The 13,303-nt window shown below is 73.4% G+C and carries 11 protein-coding genes; 5 read left to right on the forward strand and 6 right to left on the reverse strand.

Annotation, left to right across the window (positions count from 1 at the left end):
* Window positions 1-158: 158 nt before the first annotated feature.
* A complete protein-coding gene (locus ACI79A_RS08120) occupies window positions 159-1,310 on the reverse strand; it encodes an oxidoreductase (RefSeq protein ID WP_457081824.1) in 1,152 nt (383 codons plus the stop codon).
* On the opposite strand from ACI79A_RS08120, the gene ACI79A_RS08125 reads away from it, so the two are divergent.
* Together ACI79A_RS08125 and ACI79A_RS08130 are read left to right on the forward strand one after the other, a co-directional pair.
* On the forward strand, window positions 1,309-1,704 hold the full coding sequence (locus ACI79A_RS08125; protein WP_457081826.1) for a hypothetical protein: 396 nt from the start codon (window positions 1,309-1,311) through the stop codon (window positions 1,702-1,704). The two genes, ACI79A_RS08120 and ACI79A_RS08125, sit on opposite strands and share 2 nt — an antisense overlap.
* Before the next feature lie 69 nt (window positions 1,705-1,773).
* Window positions 1,774-2,322 carry a hypothetical protein gene (locus ACI79A_RS08130; RefSeq protein WP_457081828.1) on the forward strand — a complete coding sequence of 183 codons (549 nt, stop codon included), beginning with the start codon at window positions 1,774-1,776 and terminating at the stop codon, window positions 2,320-2,322.
* A 73-nt stretch (window positions 2,323-2,395) separates the two neighbouring features.
* On the opposite strand, the gene ACI79A_RS08135 is transcribed toward ACI79A_RS08130, so the two are convergent.
* From ACI79A_RS08135 to ACI79A_RS08155, 5 genes are all read right to left on the reverse strand, one after another.
* A complete protein-coding gene (locus ACI79A_RS08135) occupies window positions 2,396-3,379 on the reverse strand; it encodes an NAD(P)-dependent alcohol dehydrogenase (protein ID WP_457081830.1) in 984 nt (327 codons plus the stop codon).
* Window positions 3,380-3,500: 121 nt separating this feature from the next.
* Window positions 3,501-4,742, reverse strand: a complete 1,242-nt coding sequence (locus tag ACI79A_RS08140) for an MFS transporter (protein WP_457081832.1) — start codon at window positions 4,740-4,742, stop codon at window positions 3,501-3,503.
* A gap of 297 nt (window positions 4,743-5,039) precedes the next feature.
* Entirely contained in the window at window positions 5,040-5,417 is a 378-nt protein-coding gene (locus ACI79A_RS08145; RefSeq protein WP_457081834.1) for a hypothetical protein, read from the reverse strand.
* Window positions 5,414-7,339 (reverse strand): primary-amine oxidase, encoded by a 1,926-nt coding sequence (locus ACI79A_RS08150; protein ID WP_457081836.1) that lies wholly within the window; start codon window positions 7,337-7,339, stop codon window positions 5,414-5,416. Before ACI79A_RS08150 ends, ACI79A_RS08145 begins: the two co-directional genes overlap by 4 nt.
* A 26-nt stretch (window positions 7,340-7,365) precedes the next feature.
* Window positions 7,366-8,841, reverse strand: a complete 1,476-nt coding sequence (locus tag ACI79A_RS08155; protein WP_457081838.1) for an APC family permease — start codon at window positions 8,839-8,841, stop codon at window positions 7,366-7,368.
* Window positions 8,842-9,075: 234 nt separating this feature from the next.
* On the opposite strand from ACI79A_RS08155, the gene ACI79A_RS08160 reads away from it, so the two are divergent.
* The 3 genes from ACI79A_RS08160 (at window position 9,076) to ACI79A_RS08170 (ending at window position 13,290) form a co-directional block, all read left to right on the forward strand.
* The gene (locus ACI79A_RS08160) at window positions 9,076-10,503 is read left to right on the forward strand and encodes an APC family permease (RefSeq protein ID WP_457081840.1); all 1,428 of its coding nucleotides are present in this window, start codon (window positions 9,076-9,078) and stop codon (window positions 10,501-10,503) included.
* Window positions 10,503-11,246, forward strand: a complete 744-nt coding sequence (locus ACI79A_RS08165) for an IclR family transcriptional regulator (RefSeq protein WP_457081843.1) — start codon at window positions 10,503-10,505, stop codon at window positions 11,244-11,246. Before ACI79A_RS08160 ends, ACI79A_RS08165 begins: the two co-directional genes overlap by 1 nt.
* A 127-nt stretch (window positions 11,247-11,373) precedes the next feature.
* Window positions 11,374-13,290: a thermonuclease family protein gene (locus ACI79A_RS08170; RefSeq protein WP_457081897.1), complete on the forward strand. Its 1,917-nt coding sequence runs from the start codon at window positions 11,374-11,376 to the stop codon at window positions 13,288-13,290.
* Window positions 13,291-13,303 lie beyond the last annotated feature (13 nt).

Consider the following 13,303-nt stretch of genomic DNA (forward strand, 5'->3'; position numbering starts at 1 on the left):
TCTCCTCGGAGGTGGCGGGCTCGGTCGCTGAGCACTCAACGGGCCGTCTGCGCGCGCTCCGTGTCCGGGCTGTAACGAGTCGATGAAGTGACCGTCCCGTGACGTCCGCTCGCCGCGGCATCCGCCTGGTCCATGGGCGTCTCGTCCCGGGGGAGGCGTCAGGCGGGCAGGGGCACCTCGCCGTACTCGGCGACCGGGACCTCGGCCGGGGTCGGCGGCAGGCCGATGCCCGGGGTAGGTCCGCGGAAGTTCGACAGCCACCAGCGCCAGTCCGGGGGGAGCAGGTCGAACGGCGCCGCGACGCCCAGCTCGCGGGCTGCCCACACCGGCCAGTGCGGGTTGGACAGCGCCGGGCGGCCGATCATCGTGACGTCGATCTGCTCGCCGGGATCACCGAGTCGGCGGTCTGCGGGACGCCGAGGTTCCAGCTGGTCGCCACCGGGAGGCCCACCTCGCGGCGCACCCGAGCGGCGCGGGAGGCGAAGCCGGCGGGCTCGTTGAAGAAGTGCGGGTCGACCATGCCGTCGGTGTTGCCGCCCATGCTGAGGTCGGGAGGTCAGCCCGTGCTCCTTCATCCAGCCGATCGCCTCGATGGAGTCCTCGAACTGGACGCCGGCGGGGTGGAAGTCGTCCGAGCCCAGCCGCATGGTCAGCGGCAGCCGCTCGGGCCACACCTCCCGGACGGCGTCCCGCGCCTCGAGCAGGAACCGGGCCCGGTTCCGGTTGCTGCCGCCGTAGGCGTCAGTGCGCTGGTTGGCGAGCGGGGAGACGAAGCTCGCGGCCAGGTGGCCGTGGGCGAGGTGCATCTCCAGCCACTCGTAGCCGGCGTCCAGCGCGCGGCGGGCGGCGTCGGCGTAGCTGCGGTGCAGCGCCTCGATCTCCTCGACGGTCAGCTCGTGCACCGGGAAGGAGTGGTCGCCGCCGGCGGGGACGGCAGAGGGGCCGACGGTCCGCCAGCCGTCGGGGTGGTGCGGCGGGAGCGCCTTCCAGCTGCCCTGGGCGTTGGTCTCCTGGTGCGGCGGGACCTCGCTGCCCTTTCGGCCCGTGTGCCCGAGCTGGATCGCCGGGACGGCGCCGAACCGCTTGATCATCGACGTCACCCGGGCCTGACCCTCGACCTGGGCGTCGGCCCAGATGCCGGCGGCGGGAGGCGCGGCCGCGCGGAGAATGCCCGGGGTGTTCCGGGACGGTCGTCCTGTTACTGCTCGGACACGCAGCGTCGATGTCCGCGCTCTCACGGATTCGTGGCGGTCTCGGAACGACGGTGGACCCTTACCGGGCGGTCGTGGTGCCTCCACCATCCTGGGCATGACGTCAGCAGAGGTGGTCGGCAGCCGGGTCTCCCGTCGCGAGCGCGCCCGCCTCCTCGTGGTGCTCGACGGGGCCACGGGCGGTGCGGCAGAACTGGTCCGTGCGCTGCGGGACGCGGCGCGGCAGGAGGGCAGCGTGCTCGCCTGCACCGTCGTCTCCCCGCGGGCGGACGACGTCGAGCGCGAGCTCGCCCGGGCGGCGCTGCAGGCGCAGGTGGCCCGCGCCGAGCAGCAGACCGGGGTGCGGGAGCGCACCGAGACGGCGCTGCTGGACCCGGCGGTGTTCGAGGCGCTCAGCGGGACGGCGCGCGGCGGGTCGCTCGTCGTCGTCCAGGAGCACCGCCGGCGGGTGCTGCGCTCGGCACCGTTGCGACCGGTCGCCTGGCACGCCTGACCGGGCGAGCCGTTTCCCGGGTGTGTCGCCCGGGAAGATCCCGGTCCCCCGAGACAGAGGAGACCGGCCATGCCCACGTGGGCCGTCGTCGTCATCGTGATCGCAGCCGTCGTGCTGCTGGCGCTCGTCGCCTTCGCCGTGGTCCGCCGCAGCAAGGCGGCCAAGGCGCGGAAGGCCGACCAGGCGCGCGAGGCCCTGCGCGACGCGCAGATCCGCCAGGCGCGCGCGGACAAGGAGCAGGCGCTCGCCGACGAGCAGCTGGCCCGCACCCGGCGGGAACGCGCCGAGGTCGAGGAGCGGCTGGCGCTGGCCGAGCGCGAGGCGCAGGAGCACGCCGGCCGGGCGAACGAGGACCGCTCGGCCGCCCAGCAGCTGCGCGCGAAGGCGGAGAAGCTGGCGCCGGGGGTGTCCGAGCGGGATCTGCAGGGCGCCGACGGCCGGCACCGGGCCGAGGAGGACCCCCAGGTCGACGGCGACCCGCGGGGACCTGGCGACCAGCAGGAGCACGGCGACCACCGGCCGAACGTGGTCGGGCAGCCGAACGTGACCCAGCCGGTCGCGCACGACGAGCGCACGGACCGGGCCACCCCCTCGGGTGGCGGGGCGACCCGCGCCTGATCCCGTCCCGAGCGCCCCGGCTCCCTCGCGGAGCCGGGGCGCTGCCGTCTGCGGAGTGCCTCCCCGGGGACGGTCAGGGCAGAACGATGACGGTCTTGGCGCGGGCATGGCCGGTCTCGACGTGGCGGATCGCCTCGGGGACCCGGGCCAGCTCGTAGGTGCGGTCGACGACCGGGCTGACCGCTCCGGACTCGGCGAGCCCGGCCAGCGCCGTGAGCCGCTCGGTGGTCGGGGTCGCGGTGTAGGGGACGATGCGCTGGCGCAGGAGACGTCCGACGACGGCGCCGGTCGCGATGAGCCTGATGGGGCCGAGCAGGCTCCCGCCGTCCCACACGCCGCCGCCGGCCAGGAGCAGGATCCCGGTGCCGGTCAGCAGGCTGCGCAGGTCCCGCAGCCTCCGGTTGCCGACCAGGTCCAGCACGACGTCGTAGCGCTCGGGGCGCGCGGTGACGTCCTCCACGGTGTAGTCGACGACGTCCGCACCGAGCGAGCGCACCAGGTCGACGTTGCGGGTGCTGCAGACGCCGGTGACCTGGGCGCCGTACGCCCGGGCGATCTGCACGGCGAAGGTGCCCACCCCGCCGGCGGCCCCGTTCACCAGCACCCGCTGCCCGGGCGCCAGGCGTGCGTGGTCGCGGAGGCCCTCCAGGGCGGTGCACCCCGCCAGCGGCATGGCCGCCGCCTGCTCGAAGGTCAGGCCGGCCGGCTTCGGTGCCACCTGATCGGCGGGCAGGCAGGCGAACTCCGCGAACGCGCCCTCGGCCGTCCCGGTCTCGCCGTACACCTCGTCGCCGGGCTGCACGTGCGTGACGTCGGCACCGACGGCCGCCACGACCCCGGCCACGTCCCGGCCGCGGATGCGGGCCTTCGGCCGGCGCAGCCCGAGGACGAGCCGGGCGATCCGTGGGTCCCCGCGCATGACGTGCCAGTCGGCCGCGTTGACCGAGGCGGCGCGGACGTGGACCAGCACCTGGCCGGCAGCGGGGACGGGGGCGTCGACGTGCTGGAGCGTGAGGGTGTCGGCCGATCCGTAGGTGTCCTGGGTGATCGCCTGCATGGCTGCGCCTCTCCGTGCGCGGGACTCCGGGGCGGTCCCGGCGCAGCCGACGTTAGGGCCTGGACCCGGCCAAGATCATCAGGGAGGACCCCGATCCGCACCCCGACTCCTCCGGGGCGGATCAGGCGGGGAGCGGCTCCGGCGAGCGGTGGCGGGACGTCGACACGGTGTGGGCGACTCCGGCGGCCACCACGAGCGCCGCGGCGACAGCGGGGAGCAGGAGCCCGGTCGACGACCCGAACCGGTCGACGACGAACCCGGCGACCGCCGATGCGAGAGCCTGGCCGACGACGACCGCGGAGCCCAGCATCGTCATGGTGGTCGCCGAACGGCCCACCGGGCTGAACCGGGCGGCGAGGCTGAACTGGCTGACCAGGGTCGGCCCGATGCCGCAGCCGAGCACCGTGAGGGCGAGCAGCAGCACCGGCACCGACTGGGCGGAGGCGAACAGGACGGCGGCGGCGAGCATCAGCGACCCGAACGCCAGCCACCGGGCCCGCAGCGTGAAGCGGACCGGGAACGCCGCCGAGCCCAGGGCCAGCGCGGCCGAGCCGATGCCCATGACGCCGTAGAGCAGCCCGGCCCGGTCGCCGTTGCCGTCGTCGGCGAGGAAGCCGGTGAGGGAGGTGAGCGTGGCGCCGAAGAAGAGCCCGACGCCGAGCGTGCCGGCCACCACTGTGAGCAGCGGGAACCGGGCCAGTTCCCGGGCGGGCGCCTGGGCGCCGGCCTGCCCGGAGGTGCCGACCTGCAGGCGCCCGGTCGGGTGCAGGGCGAAGCCGGTGACGAAGACGAGGGTCAGCACCGCGGCGCCGGCGATCGCCAGCCAGGGCGCGACGGCGCTGGCGAGCAGCCCGACGAGGAACGGGCCGACGATGAAGACCGTCTCGTCGGCGGCCGACTCGTAGGCCATCGTCGAGTTGAGCACCTTCTCGCGCCGGTTCGGCGAGATCGCGCGCCGGATGATGGCCACCAGCCGGGTGCGGGACATCGGTGCGATCTGCGGCGCGGAGGCGCCGATCAGCACCGACAGCGCGAGCAGCGCGAGAGCCGGCAGGGAACTGGCGACGACGAACGGGAAGGCGCCGAGCAGAGCCGCGTTGACCAGCCCCACCGGGACGAGTACCCGGCGCTGGCCGAACCGGTCGGCGGCCGCGCCGAGCAGCGGACCGACCAGGGCGGTGCCCAGGCCGGCGGCGGCGGAGTTCAGGCCACCGAGGGTGACCGACCCGCGCTCGGCGACGACGAGGGTGAGCACGCCGACGGTGATCATCGCGTACGGCAGGCGGGCGATGAAGGCGAGCGGGAAGTAGGAGAAGCCAGCCTGCTGGATGAGCTCGTTGCCGGAGCGGCGGGTGTGGAACATGACCTCAGCTGCGGATCGGGCGTGCCGCCTTGCTGCACAGCAGGTAGTTACACACGGGTTGCGGGAACCTCACGACGATAGCCGACGACGGCCACTCTCCGGGGCTGCCGCTCCAGGTCGTCCCCCGCCCGGGATCCCTCGCCGCAACAGCGACATCGGTGAGGGCGCGGTGCGAGCGTGTCCGGGGGCCTCCGCCGGCGGAACGGATGGCTCAGGGGCTCAGCCGGCCTCATCGATGTACGTCCAGTGCCCACTCCGGCTCCGAAATGGGCACTGGACGCGCAGTGCTTCGCGGATTCAGGGACGGCGGAGGGCGGCGGCCGCGGCGAGGGCCAGCTGGGCACCCACCAGCCCGAGCCCCAGCCACATCAGCGCGCCCGGGCCGGCCGTGTGGTGCACGTGCTGGTGGCCGCCCGAGTCGCCGAGCATCTGCGCGTGCAGCACCAGCATCGCGGTGTCCACCAGGGCGGCGAACCGCCACACCGACCCGGTCGGTGACCGCCACAGGTGCCACGCGCACGGCAGGCACGCCGCGGCCATCAGCACCATCACCAGCGACCCGAGCGAGCCGTCGACCAGCAGCAGGTGCACCGCGGCCGACGCCACGGCCAGCCCGGCGGCCACCCGGCCGAGGGCGAGCGCCCTCGGCCGGGCGGCGACGACGGCGGTGGTCACGAGCAGTGCCCCTCGCCGGTCGCACAGTGCGACGACGTGGACTTCGGCACCCCCAGCGCCGGGTTCCGGTCGAAGAAGCCGACCGGCTTGAGCGTGAAGCCGGAGTAGTCGGTGGGCATGACCGGCCAGTCCTCCGGGCGCGGGAAGTGGGTGAGCCCGAAGGTGTGCCAGAGGACGACGTCGGTGTTCTCCACCGGGGCGTCGTCGGCGACGAACGCCGGCAGCCCGCCGTCGCCGGGGTGCTGGTTGACGAAGTCGCCGGCCGGATACCGCTCGGCCGGGTCGTAGGCGGTCACCCAGAGGCTCTTGGTGGAGAAGGTGGCCCGCTTGTTGATCGAGGAGTCGTCGTCGGCGAGCAGCACCGGGGAGTTCTCCGGGTGCAGCGCGTAGCCGACCGGCTGGCCCAGCCGGTTGGTCTTGCCCGGGTTCACGATGTGCCAGGTCCGCCCGACGGTGGCGTCGGTGAGCCGGGCGGCGTCCTGCTCCGTGGTGAGCGGGGTGAGCTTGCGGGTGAACGCGTTGCCGTACGGGTTCTCGGGCGACATCGGCACCCGGACGGCGTCCACCTCGTGCACGGTGTTGTCCACGCCGTCGACCGCCATGTCCAGCCGCGCGGAGAACAGGTGCTGGTGGAACGGCGCGCCCAGGCCGGGAGCGATCTCGGTGGCGTAGGGGTGCTCCTCGCCGCGGTAGGCGGAGGTGAAGACGATCCCGGTGGCCTTGGACTCCAGCTGGATGGTGCCGTCGGTGTAGAGGTACCAGTAGAAGCCGTAGTCGTAGTTGCCGATCGTGGTGAAGAAGCTGATCACCAGCCGCCGAGAGCGCCGGGTCTCGACCATGCCGTTGAACATGTCGGTGTGCTTCCAGGCGACGCCGTAGTCCTCCTCGTGGAGGCAGATGGCGTTCCTGATGGTGCGCGGGTTCCCATCCTCGTCGGCGAGGACACCGTCGAAGTAGTGGATCTCGCCGAGGCAGTCGCAGCCCAGCTCGAGGGAGTTGGTGTACCGGGCGAAGAGGTACTCGCCGGTGTCGAAGTAGTTCTGCCAGAACCGCACCGGCGAGGGGTCGGCGTAGGGCACGACCATCTCCGCGATCGACGCCCGGTGGATCACCGAGCGGCCGTCGATGGAGACCTGGTTGAGGGTCAGGCCCTCGCGGGCGTCGAAGCCGACCCGCACCTCCCAGCCGGCCCAGCGGATGACGTCGTCGTCCACGGTGAAGCTGCGGCCCTCGGGCTGGGTGATCTCGATGGGCTTGAGGTCGCGAACGGCGTGCGGGTGGGTCTCCTGGTCCAGGTCGGCGCGCTCGGCCGGGATGGGTAGGTCGAAGTGGTCCTGGACGTCGATCGCCACGCCGCGGGTGATGTCGACGAACGCGACGACGCCGTCGACCGGGTGCGCCCAGGGCAGGTCGGCCTCGTCGGCCTGGTGGAAGCCGAGCACCCGGACGACGCGGGTGCCGAACTCGTCGGGGAAGTAGGAGCCGGCCGACAGCGGCACGCTGCGCACGTTCGCGACGTCCAGGCCGCGCTTGGCCATCGCGGCGACCCAGCGCTCGTCGGCGGCGAGGATGGGCTCGATCGCCTCGAACTCGGCGTCCAGGATCGGCACCTGCCCGTCGACCAGGGCGTCGATCGGCGTGTTCTTCTCGACCAGGCCGGCCGTGATCGACACGGTGAGGTCGGCGCCGTTACCGGTGGCGCGGTCGAGCAGCAGCACGCGGGCCCGGCGCTCGATCGGGTCGCCGGGCTGCCAGGCCAGGACGACGTTCTTGTGCGGCTCGTCGAGGCCGACGTAGACGAACTTGGTCGACTCGGTGACCAGGCCGGCCGCGGCGACGATCTCGCGGATCGCGGTGAACTCCTCGGCGGAGAGCCGGGAGAGCGGGTGGGTGGCGGTGCTGACGGGTGCGGTCATCGTCATGGGAGTGCGGGTCCTTTCCGGGTTGATCAGTGCGAGAGGTCGGTGTCGGTGAGGGCGGCGGCCTGCGGGCGGGCCTTCGCGAGCACCGGGCCGGCGAGCAGGCAGGCCAGCAGCAGGACGCCGGCGCCGACGCCCAGCGCCGTCGACTCGCCCATCAGCAGCGGCAGGTTCTGCACGAGGACGACGAGGATGGCGGCGAGCCCGAGGAAACCGAGCCCGGGGGCGATCAGCGTCTGCCAGGGCCGGGTGTCGACCCTGGTGCGGCGGAAGAAGACCAGCACCGCGGTGCAGGTGAGCAGCATCAGCCCGACGATGCCGACGGTGGCGATGCCGGACAGCCAGGTGAAAACCTCCAGCACCGGGTCCAGGCCGGCGACCGCGCAGACGACCATCAGCGCGCCGCTGATCACCGTCTGGGTGAGCGAGGCCGACGCCGGGGAGGCGTGCGTGGCGTGGGCGTTGCCGAGCCGGCTGTGCAGCACGCCGGTGTTGCCGAGGTTGAAGTAGTAGCGGGCCAGCACGTTGTGGAAGCTCAGCGCGCAGGCGAACAGGCTGGTCACGAGCAGCACGTTGAGCACGTCGGCGACGACGGTGCCCAGGTGGACCTCCGTCGTCTCCACCACCATGGAGCCCGGGTCCGCGGCGGCGCGGGCCACGGCGGCCTCGTCGCCCCAGGCGGTCACGATCGCCCAGCTGGAGACGGCGTAGAAGACGCCGATGATCGCCAGCGCCAGGTAGGTGGCGCGGGGGATGGTGCGCTCGGGGTCGCGCGCCTCGTCGCGGAAGACGGCGGTGGCCTCGAAGCCGATGAACCCGGCGATGGCGAACATCAGGCCCAGCGCGGGGGAGCCGCTGGTGATCTCGGCCGGGGAGACGATGCCGGCGGAGAAGCCCTCGGGGCCGCCGCCCTGCCCGACGACCGCGACGTCCAGGACGACGACGATCGCGATCTCGGCGATCAGCAGCAGGCCGAGCACCTTGCTGGACAGGTCGATGTGCCGGTAGCCGAGCACCCCGATCAGGGCGACCATCGCCAGCGTCCACACCCACCAGGGCGGGGAGGCGACGCCGTAGCGGTCGAGCAGGTCGCCGATCGCCTGGCCGATGTAGCCGAGCACGGCGCCCTGGATGGTGATGTAGGTGAGCAGCGCGAGCATCGCCGCGCCCAGGCCGAGCGGGCGGCCGAGCCCGCGGGAGATGTAGGAGTAGAAGGCGCCGGCCTGCGGCACGTGCGGGGTCATCGCGACGAAGCCGACGGCGAAGAACAGCAGGATGACCGCGCTGATCGCGTAGCTGGCCGGGTAGCCCGCGCCGTTGCCGATGAGGATGCCGATCGGCACCGACCCGGCGATGACCGTGAGCGGCGCGGCGGCGGCGACCACCATGAAGATGATCGCGCCGACGCCGAGTGAGCCGGTGAGGCTGCGGGTGGAGACGGCGCTGGGCTTGCTGCCGACGGACGACGTCGGCGCGCCGGTGGCGGGCGGGTCGGAGATGGCCAAGGCTGGGCTCCCGGGTCGGGCGGCGCCCCGGTGGCGTCGCGTTGCCCGCAGACCCTGGTCGCGGCCGGTTGCCGCGGCGTCTCCCGTCGCTGACGTTCTGCCGCGTGCTGAATGAGAGAGCCGCGACCGGGCTTTCTCATTCGGGGTGCGACCGGTTGGGGGTTGCGACGTAACACCGGCGCAAAGCCGGGCTGCCTACCCTGCGGCGTTCCCTACCTGCCAGGAGGCGCCCCCGTGCACCGTCTTGCCCGTGTCTCCCCGGTGGCCGGCCTACACCGGCGGCGGCTGTCGTTCTGGGAGGTGCTGGCACAGTCGGTGTCGGCGCTGGCGCCGTCGGCGGCGATGGTGACGACGCCGGCGATCGTGCTGGTGCAGAGCGGCGCGGCGACGCTGCCGGCGTTCGCCGCGGCCACTGTGCTGGTGCTGCTGGTGGGCTGGTGCATCACGCAGTTCGCCCGGCGGATGGCCGCGGTGGGCGGTGTCTACACCTACACCGCGCGTGGGCTGGGCGCCTCCGGGGCGGTGGTCGGCGGGTGGTCGCTGGCGATCGGCTACGCGGCGGTGTCGATGTCGGCGCTGGTGGGGTGCGCCCTGTACCTGCGGGCGCTGCTCGGGCTCTCGGGGACGTCGGCGCTGGCCGTGCTGGTGCTGCTGGTGGGCGGGCTGGCCGGCTGGTGCACGGTCCGCGGCATCCAGCTCTCGGCGCGGGTGGCGCTGGCACTGGAGGTGGTGTCGATCGGGCTGGTGCTCGCCGTCCTCGCCGTCCTGCTGGTGCGGGTGTCGCCGGCGGCCGGCTCGGCGGCGGCGGTGGTCGACGGGGACGTGCGCTGGGGCGGGCTGGCGATCGGCGTGGTGCTGGGCGTCGTCGGGTTCATGGGCTTCGAGAGCGCGAGCGTGCTCGGGGTGGAGGCGCAGCGGCCGCTGCGCGCGGTGCCGCGCGCGGTGCTGTGGACGCCGGCGGTGGCCGGGGTGCTGTTCCTGGCCGGGACGGCGGCGCAGGGGGTGCTGCTGCGGGCCGCACCGCTGGAGGTGCTGCTCAGCCCGGTGCCGGTGGGCCGGCTGGCGGCGCAGATCGGGCCGGTGGCGTGGGCGCTGGAGGCGGGGATCGCGGCGTCGTTCTTCGCCTGCGTGACCGGGTCGGTGAACGCGCTGGCCCGGGTGCTGTTCTCGATGGGCCGGGAGGGGGTGCTGGCGGCGTCGCTGGGCCGGACGCACCGCCGGTTCGGGACGCCGTTCGTGGCGCTGCTGCTGGTGCTGCCGCTCGTGGTCGGGGTGCCGTTCGTCGCGCTGGCCGCCGGTGCCGGTGGGCGGGCGGTGCTGACCGGGACGCTGACGGTGTCGGCGATCGGCTACGTGGTCGCCTACGTGCTGGTCTGCGTGGCGATGCCGCTGTTCCTGCGCCGGATCGGGGAGCTGACCCGCGCGCCGCTGGTCGGCGGGATCGCGGCGGCGGGGCTGTGGTCGGTCGTGCTGGTGGTGGCGGTGAGCGGGTCGGGGTGGGTGGACGGTCGGCTGGCGGCGCTGGTGTACCTGGGCGCGCTGGCGCCGGGGGTGGCCTGGTTGGGGTGGCTCCGTTTCCGGTGGCCCGCGCGGTTGCGGGGGGTGGGCGTCTACGACGAGCCGACGGTGGCCAGCGTGCTGCCCGGGTCGCTGGCGGCCTGATGGCGGTGTCGGACGCGGGGCTGACCGGGCGGCAGCCGAAGGCGGTGCAGAGCGCGCTCGCGGTGCTGGAGTGCGTGGCGCGGATGGGGGCAGGGGTGACGGCCAAGGAGGTGGCCGAGTCGCTGTCGATGCCACCGGCGACGGCGTACCGGCTGCTGAACCTGCTGGTGGGGGAGGAGTACCTGGTGCGGCTGCCGGACCTGCGCGGGTTCGCGCTGGGCCGGAAGGTGGCCGGGCTGGCGGGTGCGATCGCTCCGGTGCGCGTGCCGCAGGCGGCGCGTGAGGTGCTCGCCGAGCTGCGCCGGGAGGTGCGGGCCGGGGTGCACCTGGTGCTGTACACGGCGACGACGCTGCGGGTGGCCGACATGGACCCCGACCTGCCGCTGCAGGACCCGGCGGCGGTCGAGCGGCACCTGCACGCGACGGCGGCGGGAAAGCTGCTGCTGGCCGAGCAGCCCGAGTGGCGCGATCTGCTGCCGCCGAGCCGGCTGACCCGGTTCACGCCCGCGACGGTGACCCGGCCCGACCAGCTCGATGCCTGCCTGGCCGAGGTGCGGGCGCACGGGTGGGCGGCGCAGACGGGGGAGCTGCACGACTGGGTCGCGTGCGCGGTGGCCCCGGTGCGGTCACAAGCCGGCGAACTGGTGGCGGGCGTTGCGGTCAGCGGCAGCGGAGCGGCTCGCGACGACACCCTTGGCGCAGCCCACGTGTCGGCAGCGGCGCTGGTGGCCCTGCTGACGTGAACGACGGACGCCGGCCAATCGGCTCAGTGGCTCGGCGGCCGACGGAAAGACACTCAACACTGCGCCGGTATGTCCCCTCCAAAGGAGGGAGCCAGCTTCAGGACACGGCTGGGGTGCCGATCACTTGGTGCAGCCGCTTCATGGAGGCTCTGACATCGGGGGGATCGAGTTGGCTACTGCGCGGCCGAAGGAACAGCAGCCGAAGGGGCCCGCGCGCGAGAAGGTGGTGGATCCGCAGCTGCTGGCTCCCGGAGTGCAGCTGACCCCGGCTGACAACCTCGCCGACGACGGTCGATTCGTGAAGCGGAGCCTGTTCGCTCTGCCCGCGGCCATTGCCGCGGTGCCCTTCTCCGACGACCTCGGTTTGCCGATCGGCGTGTTCGTGGCCGTGCTGTGCGCGTGGTCCATCGCTGCTGCGGTCAGCAGACGGGTGCGCGGGACCTCAAAGGGGCTTCGCACGCTCCACCTGCCGCAGAAGTGGTACGACAGCAAGCGGTCTGATCTCGACGATCTGCGGCCGCCGGACTTCTCGTTCGACACGGGGACGCCCCCCCGCGGTGGCTGGGGGCCAGAGGTGAGCGCCGCGATCGCTCTGTTGCGGCGGGGCCGGTCGATGGGACTCGGTTCGCGGGCTCCCCATGGTTCCCTCACCAGAGAGATGCGTCAGGCCTGGCGCATGGAGGCAGCCGTCGTACTGGCCGCAGTCGCCCGGATTCAGGAACAGCGGGCCCGCCAGACGGATCGGGACGATGCGGCGATCGCCGCCGCCGTCCGCGACGTGCAGTCCGAGGCCTTCGAGCTCATGCACATCTGGGACTCCGGCGACGGAGCCGATCGGCTGGTGTCGGTGGACGACCGTTCGAGGTCAGACCGGTCAACGGCTCCGGCGAAGCGTCGGATCGGCCGTACGGGCGTGGTCGCCGTCGTGGTCGGCGCCCTGGTACTCGGCGTGGCAGCGACTGCGACTGCTGTACGGCTGGCCAGGGCGAACAGCAGTGTGGAGGCCCAGGTGGTCCGGATCGTCGACGGGGACACGGTGGACGTCTCGGTCGATGGCGATGAACGGCGCGTCCGACTGCTGAACGTGAACACGCCGGAGTCGGTCGACCCGAACAAGCCGGTGGAGTGCCTGGGTCCAGAGGCGAGCGACGCGCTCGCGGACCTGCTTCCGGTGGGATCAGCCGTGACCCTGCAGTACGACGAGGAGCGCACCGACCGGTACGGGCGCGACCTGGCCGGCGTCTTCCGCGGCGACATGCTGGTCAATGCTGAGATCGCCCGGCTGGGCCTGGGTGTGGCCATGGTCGTGGGTGGCAACGACCGCTTCTACGCCGACGTGCAGGCCGGCCAGCGCGAGGCGGTGTCGGCCAAGCGTGGTCTCTATGCGCCGTCCATCGAGTGCACCATCCCCGCCCAGATGGCCGCTCTGGAGGACGCGGCTGCAGACGCCACCAGCAGTGCGCCACCGGCCAGTGGCATGCCGGCAGAGTTCACTGCCCACGGCATGGAACTGGCCGGCGTGGTCGCCCTGGCGGTCGCCCTCGCCGAGGTGCTGGACGGCGACCGCAGCGCCTTCCCCCTCGCTGCTTTCACGGCGGCCAGGATCGGAGACCTGGCAGCTCAGGTCCGGCACGTTCGGAGCGAGGTCGGCCAGGCTCGCGCGACCAACGACAGCTCTCTGGCCAAGGCGGAAGAGCGCGTGCGTCAGGAAGCCGAGGCCGCGCGTCTCGCCGAAGAGGCGGCTCGCGCGGAGGCCGAACGCGTGGCCGCCGAGCAGGCAGCCGCCGAACGTGCAGCGGCTGAGGAAGCCGCGGCCGCTGCCGCCAGGCGACAGCAGGCCGCCCCGCCGCGCGCTTCGAGCCCGACCGCCGCCCAGCCGGCACCGGCACCTGCGCCGGCACCGGCGCCTGCACCAGCGCCCGCGCCGGGTGGCGGCGACAAATACACCGGCTGCCGTGCCTACGGCTCGAACGGCACCTCGATCGACGACCAGGGCCGCCGCTACACCAAGATCGACTGCACGACGAAGCAGCCCATCGGATGACTCTCCTGCCCAC

The sequence above is a fragment of the Modestobacter sp. SYSU DS0657 genome (genome assembly GCF_054050925.1).

Coding starts and splice junctions, on each gene's coding strand:
- ACI79A_RS08125 (WP_457081826.1), top strand. CDS start 1,309: ATGACGTCAGCAGAGGTGGTCGGCAGCCGGGTCTCCCGTCGCGAGCGC.
- ACI79A_RS08120 (WP_457081824.1), bottom strand. CDS start 1,310: ATGCCCAGGATGGTGGAGGCACCACGACCGCCCGGTAAGGGTCCACCG.
- ACI79A_RS08130 (WP_457081828.1), top strand. CDS start 1,774: ATGCCCACGTGGGCCGTCGTCGTCATCGTGATCGCAGCCGTCGTGCTG.
- ACI79A_RS08135 (WP_457081830.1), bottom strand. CDS start 3,379: ATGCAGGCGATCACCCAGGACACCTACGGATCGGCCGACACCCTCACG.
- ACI79A_RS08140 (WP_457081832.1), bottom strand. CDS start 4,742: ATGTTCCACACCCGCCGCTCCGGCAACGAGCTCATCCAGCAGGCTGGC.
- ACI79A_RS08150 (WP_457081836.1), bottom strand. CDS start 7,339: ATGACGATGACCGCACCCGTCAGCACCGCCACCCACCCGCTCTCCCGG.
- ACI79A_RS08165 (WP_457081843.1), top strand. CDS start 10,503: ATGGCGGTGTCGGACGCGGGGCTGACCGGGCGGCAGCCGAAGGCGGTG.